The sequence below is a fragment of the Flavobacterium caeni genome (assembly GCF_900101895.1).
Lineage (GTDB): Bacteria > Bacteroidota > Bacteroidia > Flavobacteriales > Flavobacteriaceae > Flavobacterium > Flavobacterium caeni.
In genome coordinates this window covers 82,257-99,564 of sequence record NZ_FMVF01000015.1, presented here as the reverse complement: position 1 = coordinate 99,564, position 17,308 = coordinate 82,257, and the positions used below count along the sequence as shown (strand labels likewise).

Annotated in this window: 14 protein-coding genes and 1 rRNA gene; 8 read left to right on the top strand and 7 right to left on the bottom strand. The window is 50.8% G+C overall.

Features of this window, described 5'->3' with window-relative positions:
- The first annotated feature begins 72 nt into the window (after positions 1-72).
- Positions 73-182: ribosomal RNA gene (gene rrf, locus BLP55_RS13735) — 5S ribosomal RNA — on the top strand.
- Positions 183-693: 511 nt separating this feature from the next.
- Here rrf and BLP55_RS13725 read toward each other — a convergent pair.
- The 3 genes from BLP55_RS13725 to BLP55_RS13715 all read right to left on the bottom strand — a co-directional run bounded on the left by BLP55_RS13725 (position 694) and on the right by BLP55_RS13715 (position 2,741).
- Positions 694-1,248, bottom strand: a complete 555-nt coding sequence (locus BLP55_RS13725; protein WP_091145559.1) for a 2'-5' RNA ligase family protein — start codon at positions 1,246-1,248, stop codon at positions 694-696.
- A gap of 229 nt (positions 1,249-1,477) precedes the next feature.
- Positions 1,478-1,867, bottom strand: coding sequence for a peptide-methionine (R)-S-oxide reductase MsrB (msrB, locus tag BLP55_RS13720; RefSeq protein WP_091145554.1), 390 nt, complete (start codon positions 1,865-1,867; stop codon positions 1,478-1,480).
- A 10-nt stretch (positions 1,868-1,877) separates the two neighbouring features.
- Positions 1,878-2,741 carry an alpha/beta fold hydrolase gene (locus tag BLP55_RS13715; RefSeq protein ID WP_091145551.1) on the bottom strand — a complete coding sequence of 288 codons (864 nt, stop codon included), beginning with the start codon at positions 2,739-2,741 and terminating at the stop codon, positions 1,878-1,880.
- Positions 2,742-2,814: 73 nt separating this feature from the next.
- Here BLP55_RS13715 and BLP55_RS13710 point away from each other — a divergent pair, with 73 nt between their 5' ends.
- From BLP55_RS13710 to glgB, 4 genes are read left to right on the top strand one after another with little or no spacing between them, the layout of a single operon-like run.
- Entirely contained in the window at positions 2,815-4,746 is a 1,932-nt protein-coding gene (locus BLP55_RS13710; protein ID WP_091145548.1) for an alpha-1,4-glucan--maltose-1-phosphate maltosyltransferase, read from the top strand.
- Positions 4,746-6,374 (top strand): maltokinase N-terminal cap-like domain-containing protein, encoded by a 1,629-nt coding sequence (locus tag BLP55_RS13705; protein ID WP_091145545.1) that lies wholly within the window; start codon positions 4,746-4,748, stop codon positions 6,372-6,374. The genes BLP55_RS13710 and BLP55_RS13705 overlap by 1 nt, the downstream gene beginning before the upstream one ends.
- Before the next feature lie 9 nt (positions 6,375-6,383).
- Positions 6,384-7,703, top strand: coding sequence for an APC family permease (locus tag BLP55_RS13700; RefSeq protein ID WP_091145543.1), 1,320 nt, complete (start codon positions 6,384-6,386; stop codon positions 7,701-7,703).
- 38 nt (positions 7,704-7,741) lie between these two features.
- The gene (glgB, locus tag BLP55_RS13695; protein ID WP_091145540.1) at positions 7,742-9,643 is read left to right on the top strand and encodes a 1,4-alpha-glucan branching protein GlgB; all 1,902 of its coding nucleotides are present in this window, start codon (positions 7,742-7,744) and stop codon (positions 9,641-9,643) included.
- Here the strand turns inward: glgB and BLP55_RS17050 are convergent.
- From BLP55_RS17050 to BLP55_RS13690, 3 genes are all read right to left on the bottom strand, one after another.
- Positions 9,640-9,807: a hypothetical protein gene (locus BLP55_RS17050; protein WP_170826877.1), complete on the bottom strand. Its 168-nt coding sequence runs from the start codon at positions 9,805-9,807 to the stop codon at positions 9,640-9,642. The two genes, glgB and BLP55_RS17050, sit on opposite strands and share 4 nt — an antisense overlap.
- Before the next feature lie 24 nt (positions 9,808-9,831).
- Positions 9,832-9,966: a hypothetical protein gene (locus BLP55_RS17355; protein ID WP_262494181.1), complete on the bottom strand. Its 135-nt coding sequence runs from the start codon at positions 9,964-9,966 to the stop codon at positions 9,832-9,834.
- Positions 9,967-10,095: 129 nt separating this feature from the next.
- Complete coding sequence (locus BLP55_RS13690; RefSeq protein ID WP_091145588.1) at positions 10,096-11,619, bottom strand: glycosyltransferase family 39 protein; 1,524 nt, start codon at positions 11,617-11,619, stop codon at positions 10,096-10,098.
- Positions 11,620-11,798: 179 nt separating this feature from the next.
- On the opposite strand from BLP55_RS13690, the gene BLP55_RS13685 reads away from it, so the two are divergent.
- The 3 genes from BLP55_RS13685 (at position 11,799) to BLP55_RS13675 (ending at position 16,554) form a co-directional block, all read left to right on the top strand.
- Positions 11,799-14,195 carry a glycoside hydrolase family 31 protein gene (locus BLP55_RS13685; protein ID WP_091145536.1) on the top strand — a complete coding sequence of 799 codons (2,397 nt, stop codon included), beginning with the start codon at positions 11,799-11,801 and terminating at the stop codon, positions 14,193-14,195.
- A 46-nt stretch (positions 14,196-14,241) separates the two neighbouring features.
- On the top strand, positions 14,242-15,063 hold the full coding sequence (locus BLP55_RS13680; RefSeq protein ID WP_091145531.1) for a M48 family metallopeptidase: 822 nt from the start codon (positions 14,242-14,244) through the stop codon (positions 15,061-15,063).
- A 177-nt stretch (positions 15,064-15,240) separates the two neighbouring features.
- The gene (locus BLP55_RS13675; protein WP_091145527.1) at positions 15,241-16,554 is read left to right on the top strand and encodes an MFS transporter; all 1,314 of its coding nucleotides are present in this window, start codon (positions 15,241-15,243) and stop codon (positions 16,552-16,554) included.
- A gap of 36 nt (positions 16,555-16,590) precedes the next feature.
- On the opposite strand, the gene BLP55_RS13670 is transcribed toward BLP55_RS13675, so the two are convergent.
- Positions 16,591-17,304: a head GIN domain-containing protein gene (locus tag BLP55_RS13670; protein WP_091145523.1), complete on the bottom strand. Its 714-nt coding sequence runs from the start codon at positions 17,302-17,304 to the stop codon at positions 16,591-16,593.
- Between the last annotated feature and the right edge of the window lie 4 nt (positions 17,305-17,308).

The window sequence follows — 17,308 nt, the reverse complement described above, 5'->3', positions numbered from 1 at the left end:
CAAAAGTCATAAACGTCATAAAGGCAACCGGCCTTGCGACTTTAAGACCTTAAGGCCTTGCGACTTAAAACCTAAGGTGGTTATTGCGGCGGGGCTCACCTCTTCCCATCCCGAACAGAGAAGTTAAGCCCGCCTGCGCAGATGGTACTGCAATCCTGTGGGAGAGTATGTCGCTGCCTTTCTTAAGAAGAATCCTCATCATTTACTTGATGGGGATTTTTTGTTTTGTGCGGGCTGAAGCCCGTGTACCTGAAGCCCACCGGGCTTCCTCCTCTATATCTCATATCCATCCCGAACAGAGAAGTTAAGCCCGCCTGCGCAGATGGTACTGCAATCCTGTGGGAGAGTATGTCGCCGCCTTTCTTAGTGGAGCCCCGACCTGAAAAGGTCGGGGTTCTTTTTTTATGGGTGCGGCGCAGTTCGGGCAAAGCCCTCGGGCCGCCGCCTTTCTTTTGAAAACCCTGTCAGAAATGACGGGGTTTTTGTTTTTGGTGACAGTGCCGCCGCCTTTGGCTTCGCCCGGTTCGCCCCTGCGGGCTCGGGTCTTTTTGAAGACCCTTCACTTACGTGAGGGGTTTTTGTTTTTTGCAGGAGCGGATGCTGAACTTGTTTCAGCATCTGGGAACGGCCATTCCATGGAAGCGTCACGTAAATTTATCCTCTCGTAGATGCTGAAACAAGTTCAGCATCCCATCAAAAAAGCAAATCCAACTCCTTTGTTCCCGTAAAAGCGAATCGCCCAATAATATTCGCGTACTGCTTGGATTCATGGTCAAATTGTCGCAAGGTCAGTGCATCGCAAAGAAACTCAAAATAGAGCGGTTCATCCGTAAACAAATTCTTGGCTTGTTCCAACTGGCCTTCCTTAAGGCTACGTGCCACCGATAGGTGCGCATGCGCTTGGGGCTTCACTTTGATGAACCGCGAAAACCGGACAATGACTTCATTCAAATAGCGCATCGACTTGCCGTCGGGCGCGATGAAAAAAGTACGCGGCGGGAACGCGTCAAAGTGATCGAATACAACTTCTTGCGGAATTATGGTTTCGCAAAACTGACTTATGTTGTCTTTCCAGACGGGCAATTCGTCGGGCGTTGCGTCAAAATTGAAAACCGTAACGTGCGCTTGCGAATTGGCGCTACCGAACCAACCGATTTCGGCGCGCAGCCGCTTCTTGAGTTCGGCGACGGTTTCGATGATGGGTTGCGGTGGCCTGATGACCAAAGAGTATTCCGGGATGTGTACCATGTGCGGTTGATTTGCGTGAGGGATGGCAGTGCAAAGCCCCCAGCCGCGAAACGTCCCGAAACTTCGGGAGAGCGGCGAGGACTTGCAGCGAACAGCCCGACGGCGTGATAAAAATACCAATCGGCGCACTTATTTCCAAACGCCGGCACGCCCAAAGCAAATTTATAAGGCTATTTCCTTGGCCTGTACGCAAAATTATTTTTCGAATTCGCGTATATCGAAGAATGAGCTACGGCTTGAAGTCGACCGAAAGCGAATTGACGCAATACCGCGTCCCGGTTGGGGTGGGCCCATCGTCGAACACATGTCCGAGGTGGCCGCCGCAATTGGCGCACAAAATTTCGGTGCGGATCATGCCGTGTGTGGTGTCGCGGATGTATTCGACCTTGCCGGGAATCGACTCGTCGAACGACGGCCAGCCGCAACTCGAGTTGAATTTGGCGTCGCTTTCGAACAAAGGCTCGCCGCACGCACCGCATACATAGGTGCCTTTTTCAAAGTGAAGGTTGTAGGCGCCCGAGTGCGGAAACTCGGTGCCTTTTTGTCGCAGGATACGGTAGCGTTCGAGTCCCAATTCCTGTTTCCATTGTTCTTCTGATTTTTCGATCGGGTAGGCCATGGCTTTGTTTTTATGCGTTGATAAATGCGAGTGATCGCGCGATGACCGCCGGATCGCCCAGTATTTTTCGGTGTCCGAGCTTTTGCGTGACCATCAGTTCGCCGTTCTTGAGGTGTTGGTGGATGTGACGGGCGCAATGCACGGGAACTTCGGCGTCGTTTTCGTCGTGGATGACCAACACCGGAAGGTCGATGACTTGTGCTGACAGGTAAGACGAAAAGTCGGCCATTTTTTTATGGTGTTGGTGTTCGAAATGGTCGCGCATAAGGTCGCTGATTTCGGGTTTGAGTTCCATTTGACGGACAAATTCGTCGAAAATATCTTTGATGATGTCGCCGCTACCAATGGTCACGAGTTGATTGGTCTTGAAACCAAGCCTGACCGCATTGAGCAAAGACATCCCACCCAGCGAATGCCCGATGGCCGATTCAAACGGGCCGTATTTTTTGTCGATTTCGAGTATACATTCGATGAATTCGGGCATCAATGTGGTGTCTCCGCGCGATTTTCCGTGTGCGGGCGCATCGAAACTGACGGTGGTATAGCCCTTTTGCGTGAGCGCATCGGCAAACTTGACGAGTTGCGTGCCGCGACCCGACCATCCGTGTACGAGCAATATTTTTTTTGCGCCTTGACCGTATTGGTATACGACCACTTCTTTGTCTATCGATGGGACATGGAGCTTGGTTTGGTGGCTCTCGGCATCCATGTGCAGTTCGCGTTTGGGGATTTTGTGCCGGATGGGCGTGGTGAACAAACGCGCGGCAAAACGCACCAGCCATTTGGTCGAAATAAGCGCGATTATTTTAGCGGATATCTTGATTATCCTAGGAATTTTCAACGTTTGACTGCGTTTCTTTACGTTTTTTGACATTCCACTAAATTTTAAACGAAGGTACCGTTTTAGCTAATTTTTGTTAACTTAGAAATCATAAAATATACTTAAAATGCAGAACCAGACGCGTATCGTAATCGAAAACGTACAGCCGCAACTCGACAGCGGCGCTTTTTATATCAAACGGATTGTCGGACAAAAAGTAGTGGTAACGGCCGATGTGTTCTCGGACGGACACGACGTGATCGAATGCTGTGTCAAATACAAACACGAAAAAGACAAAGCCTGGACCGAAGTAAGGATGGTGCCAACCTCAAACGATGAATGGACGGCCGGGTTCACCGTTGAAAAGCAAGGGTTGTATACGTATTTTGTCGAAGGATGGGTCGATTATGCGCTCAACTGGCAACACGGTACCGAACGCAAAATTCAAGACAGCCAGCATGTCAAGTCGGAATTGCTGGAAGGCGCCGAATACGTCAATGCCATCGTGAAACGCGCCGACAAAACCGAAGCGACATATCTCAAAAAGGTGGCCAAGGTTTTTGGTGATGCCAAGGCATATGATACTGCAGTAGAGGAAGCCATGTCCGATCAATTGCATCAGTTATTCAAGAAATATCCGGTGCGTTTCATCGAGAACAAATCGATCGAACTGCAAGTGTATGTCGATCGAAAAAAGGCATTGTTCAGTACGTGGTACGAGTTTTTTCCGCGTTCGGCATCGGAAGTGGCGGGCCAACACGGAACGTTCAAAGATTGCGAAAAGTTGTTGCCAAGGGTAGCGGCCATGGGATTCGACACGCTGTATTTTCCGCCCATCCATCCGATTGGTGAAGTCAACCGAAAAGGCAAGAACAATGCGACCCATGCGCAGCCCGGCGATGTAGGTTCGCCGTGGGGCATCGGTTCCAAACACGGCGGGCACAAGGCCACGCACCCAGAGCTGGGCACGATAGCCGATTTCAAATCGCTTGTCAAGAAAGCCAAGGAACTCGGTATCGAAATCGCGATGGATTACGCATTGCAGGCCGCGCCCGACCATCCGTGGGTCAAGGACCACAAGGCGTGGTTCAAATGGCGTCCCGATGGCACCGTGCAATATGCCGAGAATCCGCCCAAAAAATACCAGGACATCCAACCGATTTATTTTGAAAGCGACGACTGGAAAAACCTGTGGAAAGAATTGCTCGATAGCGCTTTGTTTTGGGTAGAGGAGTGCGGCATACGCGTGTTCCGGGTAGACAATCCGCATACCAAGCCGTTTTATTTTTGGGGTTGGTTGATTGGCGAGATCAAGAAAAAACACCCCGATGTGTTGTTTTTGTCCGAGGCATTTACACGTCCGAAGATCATGCATGAACTGGCCAAACAAGGCTTTACACAATCGTATACTTATTTTACGTGGCGCAATTCGAAGGCCGAACTCATCGAATACGTCACCGAACTCACACAAACCAACCAAAAGGAATTTTACCGGCCTAACTTTTGGCCCAACACGCCCGACATCAACCCGTATGCATTGCAGGGCGGCAACGAAGCGATCCATTTACAGAAGTATTTTTTAGCCGCTACTTTGAGTTCGAGCGTGGGTATTTATGGGCCCGTTTTCGAATACATGGTGTCGGCGGCCATGCCGGGCAAGGAAGAATACCTCGATTCTGAGAAGTACGAAGTGCGCCATTGGGATTGGTCGGTACAAAACAAACTGACGATGGTGATCTCGCGCATCAATGCCTTGCGAAAGGAATTGCCGTCGTTGCAGCAAACCAACAACATCCATATTTGCGAGGCCGACAACGACCAAATCATCGCCTATTACAAGTACGACGACAACAAGCAAGACGAAACGTTGATGATCGTCAACCTCGATCCGTATTACGCGCAACGTGCCATGGTGCGTTTGCCGCTCGAGCACCTCGGCAACCAACCGATTACGGTAAGCGATTTGATCACAGGCAACAGCTATTTGTGGGACAAGGAGTGGAATTTTGTCGAATTGCATCCCGCGCTGCCTTTCCATTTATTCAAAATCAAGAAGTAATGAAAGACCAGATCAACGAAGATGGGTTCAAGAATCCGTTGGTGTTCAACGCCGACTGGAAGCACGCGTTCGAGGATGCCGACTTCGTGAAGGTGTTTTCGTCGGACATACTCGAAGACTACATCATCCACAAACGATGGTACGGCGGAAAGGCCAGTACGCTCAAATACATCGAAGTGGTCGAATGGTTCAAGATCGCGTCCAAGAAAAATACCTATTACGGCGTGTTGCTCGAGGTCAATTTCAAGGAGGCATTTTACCAACATTATTTTATGCCGATTGCGTTCATGGCGGCCGAGGAGCTCGATACGAACACCATCATCGCGCCCGTAAAAATGAACGGACAAGAAGGATTTTTGGTTGATGCTTTACATCAGGAAGATTTTCGTAAGTTGTTGTTCGACAATATTGTAAATTCTGGCTCAAAAGAATTGAAAGTCAAATTCCACAAAGGCGAAAAGCTGGAGGAAAAAGAATACAAATCGTCCAAGTTCATGGGCGTAGAACAAAGCAACACTTCGATCATTTACAACGAAGTTTTCGTGCTCAAGATTTTCAGACGCATCTACATCAGCACCAATCCCGATTACGAGATCTCGCGCTTTTTGACCGAACGCATGGATTTCAAGAGTTCGCCTGCCTACACCGGCAGCATCAGTGTGGCACTTACCGAAGGCAACATCACGCTCGGGCTCATGCAAGAGCTTGTCCCGAACCAGGGCGATGCATGGGCGTTCATGCTCGACGAGATGGACCGCATTTTCGACAACCTCAAGAACAAAAAAATCAAGATTGCAAAACTGCCCGATGTCGATTTGTTCAAACGGTTAAAGATCAACGCCGTTCCGCACGAAATCATCGACTGGGCGGGACTCAGTATCTTTTTGCGCATCCACACCCTGGCCACGCGTACGGCCGAGATGCACATCGCGCTCGGCAGCGACATACACGATACGGCTTTTACCCCAACGACCTACAACGGCGACTATACCGTATGGCTCAAGAACCGACTGACATACCAGTTCCAGAATCGTTTGAACATACTGGAAAACAACCTGCACAAACTCGACGGATTGGCGCTCGAGCTGGCCAACCAGTTCCTCGACAACAAAAAGGAGATCCGAAAGATTTTCCTCGATTTCGACTGGACCAAGATGAAGTCGGAACGCATCCGCATCCACGGCGATTTCCACTTGGGGCAGGTGTTGGTAAACGGCGACGATTTTTACCTGCTCGATTTCGAAGGCGAGCCCGAAAGCACCATCCGCGACCGCAAGGTCAAGCAGCCGCCGCTCAAGGATGTGGCGGGTATGTTCCGATCGTTCCATTACGCCATTTATGCGACTTTGTTCAACAACAAAGACAAGTATCCGTACGAACAAAAAGAACTGTTCCATGCCGCCGAGGTGTTGTTCAAGTATTTGGTGGGCGTGTTCCTGCAAACCTATACCGAGGTCGCGCAGAACGGCAACCTCAACATCGGCTACAAACAGGAAATCGACTTTTTGCTCAAGTACTGCATACTCGAGAAAGCGGTTTATGAACTCGGCTATGAACTCAACTCAAGGCCACGTTGGGCGGTGATTCCGCTGACGGGAATTGCGAGCATCATGGCGTTTAACAAATAACAGCAATCCATGCAACAAGACCATGCTCCGTTAAAAAAAGTACTCGGGATATTTTTCGGCATCGCCATTGTCGTGGGCAGTACGATAGGTGTGGGGATATTGCGTACGCCGGGCAGTATCGCTGCGTTGGTGCCCGACCCGATGCTGATCATGGCTTGCTGGCTGTTGATTGGGCTCTACATTTTGCTCGCCGCAAGCTCCTATGCCGAATTGACGGTGATGATGCCCAAGGCCGGCGGCGCGTACAATTACATCCATCGTGCCTTTGGTCATTTTGCGGGTTTCCTCTTTGGTTGGTTCGATTTGCTCAACAACGCGATAGCGCCCGCTTTTTTTTGCATCGTTCTGGGCGAATATACGGCCGATATTTTTCCAACGCTTGTTCCCTACGAAACGTTCCTGGCTTTGGGCTATTTGCTTTTCTTTAGCGCCGTGAACCTGCCCGGGGTACGCAGCGGCAGTACGTTGCAAAAGGTTTCGAGTATTTTAAAGATCGTATTGTTTTTGATCCTGATTGTCGGATGTTTTGTCGCACGGCCCGGTTATGCGACGCCAGAAACCACACAGTTCGCCTTTACCGGAACGGCCATCATCGGCATATTCAAGGCGTTGCAACTGATCATGGGTACCTACGACGGATGGATGGCCGTATCCTTTTTCGCCGAAGAAGACAGCCATCCCGAACGACAAGTGCCGCGTTCGTACCTTATCGGGGCATTTGGCGTCATGATGATTTATTTGCTGATCAACGGCGCCATTTTGTATGCCGTGCCCATCGACGTGATCGCACAATCGCCGTTGGCCGCCGCCGAGGCCGCCGATGTGGCTTTCGGTTCCTGGGGTTCGACGTTGGTCACCGCGGTTTCGGTTTTTTCGATCATCAGCATCCTCAACGCCTATGTGATGATTCCGCCGCGCATTTTGTTTGGGCTCGGACGCGACGGATTTGCCCCTAAACAAGTTACCTATGTCAATACGGGTGGTACACCGCATGTCGCACTTATGGCGATTTGTGTTTTCGACGCCATCCTGATTGTGCTGAGTTCGTTTGAAACGCTTTTCGGTTTGGCGACCTTTATGATGGCCGTGGTGACGCTGTTTGCCTTTGCATCGGTCATTGCGTTGCGCATCAAAGAACCGGGAACGCCAAGGCCTTATCGGGCTTGGGGCTATCCGTTTTCTTCCGGACTGCTGGTGCTGGTCACTTTGGCCCTCATCGTCGGATTTGTGTTCGGCGATCCGTTCAGCGCCAAGGTGGTGGTGGCCATCAGCGTTTTGTGTTACTTCATCTATCGTTTCCTGGTAAAAAAAAGTAGCACATCCATTTAAAAAACAATGTAAATTCAATCCATTTCAAAATACACAGCATGAACGTAAAACCACATTCGCTTTTCTCCGATTTCGACATCAGTCTTTTTAAGGCAGGCAAACACTACCGTCTGTATGAAAAGTTGGGCGCGCACCTGACAGAAGTCGATGGCGTCAAAGGAACCTATTTTGCCGTTTGGGCCCCTGCGGCGCGATCGGTATCGGTGGTAGGTGATTTCAACTATTGGGTACAGGGCGAGCATCCGCTCAATGTGCGTTGGGACGGATCGGGAATTTGGGAAGGATTCATCCCTGGGGTAGAGAAAGGCGCGATCTACAAATACAAAATACAGTCGAACCACAGTGGCATCGTCACCGAAAAGGCCGACCCGTTCGCGTTGTATTGCGAACATCCGCCGCAAACCGCGTCCGTGGTTTGGGACCTCGACTACAAATGGAAAGACAAAAAATGGATGGACACGCGCAAAGAGCACAATGCGCTAGAAAAGCCGTATTCTGTTTACGAAGTGCATTTGGGTTCGTGGAGGCGCAACGCCTACGGCGAATTTTTGACCTATCTGGAACTCGCTGACCAACTCGTCCAATACGTCAAGCAAACCGGGTTCACGCACGTTGAGTTCATGCCGGTGATGGAGTATCCGTACGATCCTTCATGGGGCTACCAGCTCGTGGGGTATTTTGCGCCCACGTCGCGTTTTGGCAAGCCGCAGGATTTTATGGTGCTTGTCGACAAACTGCACCAGGCGGGCATTGGCGTGATCCTCGATTGGGTGCCGTCGCATTTCCCGAGCGATGCTCACGGTTTGGGCTTTTTCGACGGATCGAACCTGTACGAACACCCCGATATGCGCAAGGGCTACCATCCCGACTGGAAATCGCTGGTGTTCAATTACGGCCGCAACGAAGTGCGTGCGTTCCTGATCTCGAATGCGATTTTCTGGCTCCAACATTACCACATCGACGGATTGCGTGTCGATGCAGTCGCGTCGATGCTATACCTTGATTATTCGCGTAACGACGGCGAGTGGGAGCCCAACATTTATGGCGGACGCGAGAACCTCGAAACCATCAGTTTCCTCAAGGATTTCAACGAAGCGGTTTATACCATGTTCGAAGGCGTACAGACCATTGCCGAGGAAAGTACGTCGTTTCCGATGGTGTCGCGCCCTACATTTTTGGGTGGGCTCGGATTCGGGATGAAGTGGATGATGGGTTGGATGCACGATACGCTGCAGTACTTCAAGCGCGAACCCGTGTACCGCAAATACCACCAAAACGACCTGACGTTCTCGATGACCTATGCCTTTACTGAAAACTTCATGTTGCCGCTTTCACATGACGAAGTGGTCTACGGCAAACATTCGATCCTTGGGCGCATGCCGGGCGATGAATGGCAGCGTTTTGCCAACCTAAGATTGTTGTACGGCTACATGTTTACGCATCCCGGCGGCAAGTTGTTGTTCATGGGAGCCGAGTTTGCGCAATCGGCCGAATGGAAGTTCGACGGCAGCCTCGACTGGCATTTGTTGCAGTACGATTACCACAGCGGTATACAAAAGTTAATCACCGACCTCAATGGTTTGTACAAAACCAACCCGGCGCTGTACGAAAACCAATTTACCGCCGACGGTTTCGAGTGGATCGACTACGCCGACCACCAAAATGCAGTGATGTCTTACATCCGCAAAGGGGTGAACGAAAAGGAAAATCTCGTGGTAGTGTGCAATTTTACGCCCGTGGTTCGCGAGGGCTACCGTATCGGGCTACCCAAAAAAGGAAAACTCGTCCAGGTTTTCAATACAGACGAAACCGCGTACGACGGAAGCGGCGTCACCAACGCAAAAGCCGTCAAAATCGACAAAGAATCGTGCAACGGCAGGGAATTTTCGGCCGCAGTGACGTTGCCACCGCTGGGTGTGGTCGTATTTAAGTTGGCTTAATCGCAGTTGTACCGCAACGCCCAGACAAAATAAAGCAAGCTCGATACCAAGAATGCAATGTTGACGTAACGCGCAAACGGCGGTGCGCCCGAAGGCCACAGCTGGCCCAATAGGACCACGGCGTTGAGCAACAGCAAAACGATGAGGACAGGTCTGTTTTTCATGATAGATGGGGGAATAATGGCGTGTTAGATCCCGAAGTCGGGAAAATAATCGTACGTGTCTTTAAAGGATTTGTCTTCGGTTGATGTGGTGTTGTCGTTGGTCTCTTCGATGGGTTCTTCAACCATGATCCAAAGGCCTTCTTTTGGTGTGGTTTCCATGATTTCGGTTTTTAGGGATTGGGTAAGTCAAATGTAACAATCCTGTCGGGCCGTGTATTATTTAATCGATGGAACGCCGTTATTTCAGATAAAGTGACCAAAATCGGTCAAAACCAACGGCCAATTATTCTACCGATTTGAATTGGCTTCACGTACCTCGTTGGCAAGCAGCGGATTAATGTCGATCTTGGCGCCAGAGAATGCAAAAATGGCGGTGCGGTATTCCCGCGCATATTGGTTCGTGACGCGCGCCGCAATCTGTCCTGTTTGAAAGTAGGGCCCGGTTTGTTCGAGTTCGTCTTCGTTGGGGTCGTATTCCTTGATGCGGATGAAGTTGATATAAGGCACCGACAAATCAAACCACCCGACATAATCGGCATTGAACGATACGGCCCGGATACCGGTCTTCGAATAATAGTTGATGGCGCCTGCCTGACCGTAATTGTCGCACAGGACCATCGTACGGCCTTGCGCGGCCAGTGGCGCGTAAATCGAATCGGTTTTTCTTGCGAGTTCACGCCAACCCAGCATATCGGCAAAATCCTGCGGCAAGCTGTGGTCTTTACCGTCTTCCCAGCGCAGCAATCCCAAATCCTGGTATCGGCTGGAATGGGCGACGACATATTCTGGGCCGTGGTTTGGGAATGCCACCTGGTACATCGGTAAGAATGTGGCAACAGGAAGCATAAACACCAATAACCGAACATACCTGAGCCGCTTGGTTTGCAACGCTTGTGAAACGAATACGGCTCCGAACGAGATATAGATAGGGTAGATGCCGATGGCGTAATATCCTTTGGCTTTACAAATCCAAAAAATGGCCAAGGTAAAAACCAATGCGGCAAAAAAGAACCGAAATCCCGCAAACGGTTTGTAGACCAACAAGGCATATAAACCGGCCACGATGATGGGCAGGGCGCCCGCAAAAAAGAGCAGTTGTTCTTTGAGAAAAGCAACGCGACTGGTGTTGACCAATTGCGTTCGCGCCAATTCCTGCATGTGGTGCACCACAGGGAAGTCGTTTTGGTATTGCCACCAAATATTGGGAGAAATCAACAGCAACGCCAAGCCAACGGCCCAATAGGTTTGACGACGCGCCAACCATTTTCGTTGCGGCGACAACAATAGTGCAGGGAGCAAGCCACCGAGCAAGAACACCATGTTGTATTTGTTCAGGAAACCCAAGGCAAAAACAACGGCGCCCAGCCACGACCATCGCGGCGATTCGGTTTGGGCATACCTCAGACAAAAATAGTAGAACGAGGTCCAACACAATACGTCGAACGAATTGGGTTGGTACAACAAGTTGATGCGAAGCAATACCGACAGCAGCACACACGTTGCGCCAAGACACAAGGCAAAAGTGTCGCCTTTGAGCGTCTCGATCGCTTTCCAAACCACCACTAGTGTCAAAGCCCCGAACAGCGCGGGGAAAAATTTGACCCAAAAGACACCGCCGCCGAGCGCAAAAATGATCCACGAAACCCATGAAGTGAAAGGGGGGACCGATACATAGCCCCAAGCCAAGTAATGGCCTTGGTCAAGGTGCAGGTATTCGTCGCGGTGCAAATCATACTGCGCGTCGACCAAAACGTACTGCAAAACGAACTTCACAAATACAAAAGCCAACAACAAAACTGTTTTTCTGGGCATGGGATTGATTTTGAGCGATAAATATACTTTTTTGTTTCGCGAGCACCAAGAAATTGCCGACGGCCGATGGAATCCTACCGTTTTTAACGACAACGTTTTCGTAAAAATACCCCGAATTCCATCGGGCCAAAACCGATATTTCGTATGTTTGGGACACCACCAAGCCAATAGCATCAAGAATGATTACAAATACCGAACTCGAATACAAAGGCGACTTGTTTCCGTCCAAAGTGACCGGTTTTAGCAAGGACGTCGATTCCGTATACTTCAATACAGACAACAACGTCATCCTCAAAATCACGGTCCTGCGCGACAGTCTTTTGCGGTTTCGCTACACCACCAAGGGCTACTTCAGCAAGGATTTTTCCTATGCGATAGACAAGACGCAATCGCATGGTTTTAACGCGCTCGAGGTGACCGAGGAGAAAAACCACTACCAAATCCAAACCAGCAAAGTGATCTGCAAGGTGCAAAAAGCCGATTTGCGCATTTCTCTGACCGATCTTGACGGCCAGCTGATCCTTGACGACGAAAAAGGTTTCCATTGGGAAGAAAGCTACCATTTTGGCGGCAACATCGTCAAGATGAGCAAGGCCTCGCGCGATGGCGAGAGTTTTTATGGCATGGGCGACAAGGCGTCGCACGCCAACCTCAAGGGCAAGCGCGTAGAGAACTGGGCGATGGACCAATACGCGTTCCACAAAGACCAGGAGCCGCTGTACAAGGTGGTGCCGTTTTACATCGGGTTGCACCACAAGGAAGCCTACGGGATTTTCTTTGACAACACCTTCAGGACCTTCTTTGATTTTTGCCATGAACGACGCAACGTCACTAGTTTTTGGGCCGAGGGCGGCGAAATGAACTACTACTTCATCTACGGCCCGGCCATGTCCGACGTGGTCACGACCTACACCCATTTGACGGGCAAGCCAGAGATGCCGCCATTGTGGGCGCTCGGCTACCACCAGTGTAAATGGAGTTACTTCCCCGAGAGCAAGGTCAGGGAGATCACGGGCAAGTTCCGCGAATTGCGCATCCCGTGCGACGCGATTTATCTGGACATCGATTACATGGACGGATTCCGTTGTTTTACCTGGAACAAGGATTATTTCCCCGATCCGAAGAAAATGGTGGCCGAACTGGCCGAAGACGGTTTCAAGACGGTGGTCATCATTGATCCGGGCATCAAGATCGACAAGGATTATTGGGTGTACCAGGAAGCGCTCGATAAGGATTACTTCTGCAAACGCGCCGATGGGCCTTACATGAAGGGCAAAGTCTGGCCCGGCGAATGTAATTTCCCCGATTATACAAACCCCGCCGTACGCGAATGGTGGGCCGGGCTTTTTAAAGAGTTGATTTCCGACATTGGTGTCAAAGGCGTCTGGAACGACATGAACGAACCCGCCGTGATGGAAGTCCCCGGCAAAACCTTCCCGATGGACGTGCGCCACGACTACGACGGCAATCCGTGCTCGCACCGCAAGGCGCACAACATTTACGGGACCCAAATGGCACGCGCCACCTACGAAGGCGTCAAACAATTTGCCTATCCGAAGCGACCGTTCATCATCACACGATCGGCCTATTCGGGAGCGCAGAAATACACGTCTTCCTGGACGGGCGACAACGTAGCGTCATGGGAACATTTGTGGATCGCCAACATCCAAATGCAACGCATGTCGATTTCGGGCATGGGCTTTACCGGATCGGATATTGGCGGGTTTGCCGAACAACCGTCGGGCGAATTGTACGCGCGCTGGATCCAATTGGGCGTGTTCCATCCGTTTTGCCGCACGCATTCTTCGGGCGACCACGGCGACCAGGAACCTTGGTCGTTTGACGTAGACGTAATCGACATCACGCGCAAATTCGTCGAATTGCGTTACCAGCTGTTGCCTTATCTGTATACGATGTTCTGGGAATACATCAACGACGGCGTGCCGATGCTCAAGCCGCTGGTGTATTTCGACCAGGAAGATCCGCAAACCCATTACCGTACCGACGAGTTTTTGTTCGGCAACCACATCCTGGTGTGTCCGATACTCGAACCGAACGCCCAGGGACGCAGGATGTACCTGCCCATCGGCAACTGGTACAATTACTGGACGGGCGAAGTCGTTTCGGGCCGCAAGGAGTTGTGGGTGAAGACCGATTACGACCAGATCCCGATTTTTATCAAGGAAGGCGCCATCATCCCTAAATATCCCGTGCAACAATATGTGGGCGAATTGCAATTCGACGAGATCTCGCTCGACGTGTATTTCAAGCTCGGCAAGGAAAACTCGAGTTTGTACGAGGACGCGCAGGATGGCTACGATTACAACAAAGGACGTTACAGCCTGTCTACGTTTAGGCTCAAGGGCAGCGAGAAGAATTTGATCGTGCAACAGTTCAAGGAAGGCAAGTACGAAGTACCGTATGGCAAGTACCGGATCAACCTGCACGCGTTGCCGTTCAAGGTCAAACGCATCTATGTAGACAACGAACGCGCCGAATTCGACACCGTTTCGTTCGACGGCAAGACATTGGTAATCGATAAAGATTTTACGGAATTACATATCACGGCAGAATAATTTAGTTGTACTTTTGCTTTAACAAATCCAAAAACTTTCACTCAGGATGAGCAAAAGACCTTTCTTATTCGCAGGTTTTGGCGCGCTCGCGCTGGCCTTTGCGTGTTCGACCAATCCGTTCACCGGAAAAAGCAATTTGAACTTTGTGTCCAACGCACAGTTGTTCCCGTCGGCCTTCCAGCAGTACGGCGAGTTCCTCAAGGAAAACAAAGTGGTCACTGGAACCCCAGCGGCGACGCAGGTTACCAATGTAGGCATGAAGATCAAGAATGCCGCCGAGCGTTGGCTCAACGCCAATGGACACGCCGATTACCTAAATGGATACCAGTGGGAATACAAACTCGTAGAAGACAAAGCGGTCAACGCCTGGTGTATGCCCGGCGGTAAAATCGTGGTATATACCGGTATTTTGCCCATCACCAAGGACGAAGCGGGATTGGCCACTGTCATGGGCCACGAAGTTTCCCATGCCCTGGCCAACCATGGTGCGCAACGTATGAGCGCCTCGCAATTGCAGGCGTTGGGCGCGGTAGGCGTAGCAGTGGCCACCAGCGGACAATCGCAGGAAAAACAAGCGATGTGGCAACAGTATTACGGCATCGGTTCGAACGTAGGGGCGATGTTGCCTTTTAGCCGAAGCCACGAGAGCGAGGCCGACATGATTGGGCTTACGCTTATGGCCATCGCGGGTTACAATCCCGAGCAGGCGGTCTTGTTCTGGAGCAGGATGTCGGCGCAATCGGGAGGGCAGGCGCCACCGGAATTCATGAGCACGCACCCGTCCGATGCGACGCGTATCGCCAACATCAAGAGTTTGATTCCGCAGGCCAAGGCCGAGGCCGCCAAGTTTGGGGTCAAGTTCCAATAAATTGGATAGAAGAAAAATACAAGCCATCCCTCGGGATGGTTTTTTTATTGATGTACGATTGTTGATAGGATTGAAAATCAATCGTTTAAGCCGATTTTCGAAAGCGTCAATTTAATAACATCGGATTCTCTGCTACGAATCAAAAAATAAATAAATTAGTGTCCTCAAAAAAGCACTATGGCACAACTCGAAAAAGGCAGTAAAAAATTACGCAACGCGTGGGCGTTCTACGACTGGGCAAATTCGGTGTATCCGCTGACGGTTTCATCGGCCGTCTTCCCCATATTTTACAAGGCGCAATTTCCCGATGGCGTCAATTCCGTACAGGTTTTCGGCACGCAAATCAAAGACACCGCACTGATCAGTTTTGTCACGGCGGCGGCTTTTTTGGTCGTGGCGTTCATGTCGCCGTTGCTCTCGGGCATTGCCGACTACGTGGGCAACAAAAAGAATTTCATGAAGTTCTTTTGTTATCTGGGCGCTTTATCCTGCGTGGGGCTTTATTGGTTCGACCTCGAGAACATTTATCCCGGGTTGCTGTTTTATTTCCTTGGGCTCGTCGGATTTTGGGGAAGCCTGGTGTTTTACAATTCCTATTTGCCCGACATCGCCTATCCCGAACAACAGGACAAGGTGAGTGCGCGCGGGTATTCGATGGGCTATATAGGCAGTGTGATTTTGTTGATCGTCAACTTAGTTATGATCATGGGTGCCGAATCGGGTGCCGAGGCCGTGCAGGCGATGCGCTATTCGTTTGTCATGGTGGGTATCTGGTGGATTTTGTTCAGCCAGTATACCTACTATTATTTGCCCAAAGGCAACCGCAATGCCGACAAGGTCACGCGCGAAGTGTTGTTCAACGGATTCCGCGAACTCAAGAAAGTGTGGGGCATGCTGGCAGGCAATTTACCGCTCAAACGTTACTTGTCGGGCTTTTTCGTTTACAGCATGGCCGTACAAACGGTGATGCTCGTGGCTACTTATTTCGGCGAAGGTGAAATCCAGTGGGAAAGCAAGGAGCAAAGCCAGACCGGCCTGATCATTTGTATCTTGTTGATCCAACTTGTTGCCGTGTTGGGCGCGGTGCTCACCTCACGTGCGTCGGCCAAATTCGGCAACATTCCCGTGCTTATTGTCATCAATGTGTTCTGGACGGCGCTTTGCATCTCGGCATGGTTCATGACCAAACCCACAGAATTTTACGTGATGGCCGCACTTGTCGGGCTCGTGATGGGCGGGGTACAGGCCCTGTCGCGTTCGACCTATTCCAAGTTACTCCCCGAAACCGAGGATACGGCTTCGTTTTTTAGTTTTTACGATGTCTCCGAGAAAATCGGCATCGTGATCGGGATGTGCGTGTACGGCATCATCGATCAATTCCAGGGCCCGCGTTTTGCGATCGTATTCCTGGCGCTTTTCTTTATCGTCGGCGTGCTATTGCTGCTGCGCGTACCCCGAGAAGGCCAAATAAATAATAGCAATAGATATTAAATAAAAAAGGCGAAAACACTGTTTTCGCCTTTTTGTTTATGCTTTGCTGATGCTGCCCGAGCCCGAAACCTTGTTGTCGGTTTTTTTCGGGTCGCCTTTGTAATGGATGTCGCCCGAGCCGCTCACGCGCCCTTCGAGCTCGCCCGTACAAAACACCTTACAGTCGCCCGATCCGGTGACCTGCGATTGCACTTTTACGCTTTGCAAGCCATAGGCATTGAGGTCGCCCGATCCGGTGACGTCGCACCGCAGGGTATCGGCTTTGCCCTTGAGGACCAAATCGCCCGATCCGGTGACGGCGGCTTCTACGGTATCGGCTTCTACGTCAAGGGTCAAATCGCCCGAACCCGTAAGCGCGGTTTCGAAAGTGCCCGCCTTGATTGTGCTTTTACCTTTCACATCGCCCGAACCCGACAGGCTTACGCCGCTGATGCTTTCGAACGGGACGGTGATCTTGATGCCCATTCCGTGCGTCGTGCTTAGTTTTTTGCCTGGCTGGGTGGCGATTTTGAGCACGCCGCCCACCGATTCGATCTTGAGGTGTTCGATGAGGTTCGATTCGCCTTCTACCGTAATTTTCCCTTCATTTCCCGAAACCAGATTGACATCGAAAAACCCGGCTACCGAAACCTTTTCGTAATCTTCGGTCGTGACCGTTTTGGTGGCCAACTGGCCGTTGCCTTTGATTCTGCCCTGTGCACACGCCGAGATGACGGTCAGGGACATTGCGATTAAAAGAACTTTTTTCATGATG